At 62.0% G+C, this 2,022-nt stretch carries 1 protein-coding gene and 1 pseudogene; both read right to left on the reverse strand.

Annotation, left to right across the window (positions count from 1 at the left end; translation table 11 throughout):
- A partial coding sequence (istA, locus tag HNQ07_RS23755) for an IS21 family transposase (protein WP_311733232.1) occupies window positions 1-599 on the reverse strand: 599 nt, incomplete at its 3' end.
- A 133-nt stretch (window positions 600-732) separates the two neighbouring features.
- Window positions 733-1,833: pseudogene (locus HNQ07_RS23760) on the reverse strand (IS3 family transposase); the annotation flags it as partial.
- Between the last annotated feature and the right edge of the window lie 189 nt (window positions 1,834-2,022).

Here is a 2,022-nt window from a genome sequence, read left to right on the forward strand (position 1 = left end):
TTCCAGACCGGCGCGCCGGTCTGGTCGCGTTCCAGCACCACCTGCTTGGTGTTGTCGTACAGGATGGTCTGGGTGATCCCGCCGAAATAGGCGAAGGCGTTCACGTGACAGCGGATGAAGCTGGCGGTATCGGCCTTGCGGATGAACTCGACGTACAACGCCCGTGACCAGCCCAGCACCATGACGAACGCCCAGATGGAACACGTCTGGCCCTCGAGATTCCGGTAGCTGTACCGACCGAAGTCCACCTGCGCCTGTTCTCCGGGCTGGGTTTCGAAACGGGTGGTCAGGCGCTGGGCGGACACCTGTGTCCGCCGAAATGGGCGCACAAAGTCCTTGACGACGGTGTACTGCCCGTCGTAGCCGCGTTCCTGCAGTTCGCGGAACAACACCACGGCGTTCAGGACGCCCAGCTCGATCCGGCCTGTCAAAAACGCTGTGAACGGGGCCAGCTTGCTGCCCCGAGGTGTGCGTCGGCGTGGCTGTGGGAGGCCGGGATCGCGGAGGTATTTCTTGACGGTGTTCCGACTGACGTCCAGGGTTTTGGCGATGCCGCTGATGGATTGACCTGCTGCCTTGAGCTCGATGATGTGCCGCACCTGTGCGCCTCCAAGCATGCCGACCTCCGACTCGCAGTGAATCGCAGATCGTGGGGGGCTCCGACCTCGGCATGGTCAATTTGACGTTCACCCATTGATCGATCCAGCCCGAATGAGCCCAGCGTACTTCAGCCCGCCAACTGGCGGGCGAACTCCTGAGGTGTGAGGTTCCCAAGGGAGCTGTGCGGCCGCACAACGTTGTAATCCCGCCGCCAGATGGCGAGGCTGAGCCTCGCCTGCGGCACGCTCAGGAACCAGTGGACGTTCAGGAACTCGTCCCGCATCCGTCCGTTAAAGCTCTCGATATAGGCGTTCTGGACGGGTTTTCCAGGATCGATGAACTGATGGGTGATGCCCTGGATGTACGCCCACTGATCCAATGCCCGGCCCGTGAACTCCGGCCCGTTGTCGGTCAAGAGTACCGCGGGCTTACCGCGTTCCTGGATCGCGTCTGCCAGCAGACGCGCCACGGTGCTGCCGGGGATCGACGTCGACGCATAGCTGAGCACGCACTCCCGGGTGCCGTCGTCCACGACGTTCAAAATGCGGAACCGCTGCCCGTTGGCCAGCTGGTCACTGACGAAATCCAGGCTCCACCGCTCGTTTGCCCTGGTGGGCGCCGTCTGCGGCAATCTCGTCTGCGCGACCCCCTTTCTGCGGGCCTTGTTGCGGACAGCCAGGCCTTCATCGCGATACACGCGATACACCCGCTTGTGGTTGACCACATCGCCCTGCCGACGCAGCAGGATGTGTAACCGCCGGTATCCGAACCGCGGACGCTCGCGTGCGAGCGTCCGGAGCTTGTTCGCTAGATCCCGGTCATCTTTCGTGCTGCGATGACGCTGTGTAGAACGGTGAAAACCAAGGATACGACAGGCTCGCCTCTCACTGATCCCGAACAGGTGCCGCACTTCCCGGATGACCCGCCGTTTGATGGGCGTCTGGGCCTGGGGCGACTGGTCGGGGTTCACCACTTTCTGCCGACCACCTCCTTCAGGATGCTGTTGTCGAGCGCCAAGTCCGCGACCAGCTTCTTCAGGCGGCGGTTTTCTTCTTCCAGCTTTCGGACACGCTTCGCGTCGTCCTTGGTCATGCCCCCGTACCGTGCCTGCCAACGGTGAATGGTGGCCTTGGAGACCCCAGACATCCTGGCCACGTCCCCTACGGCTGTTCCAGCTTCCACCTGGGCCAAGACATCAAGGATCTCGTTTTCGCTGTACTGCTTGTGCTTCATGACCCCTCCCTGGAGACGATCTTGTCTCATTCGGAGTGGGCCGACAAACCGGGGTCACGTCAAATTCCTATCCGCCACTTTTGATCATTTTTAGGGAACTTCCGCACATTTGGTGATGGGGATTCAGCCCGGTGGCCGGTGCAGCATCCGAGCCCGCAGCAGAGAGAGCCCCGCACGGCCATACATCCC

Source organism: Deinococcus metalli, assembly GCF_014201805.1.
Taxonomy (GTDB): domain Bacteria; phylum Deinococcota; class Deinococci; order Deinococcales; family Deinococcaceae; genus Deinococcus; species Deinococcus metalli.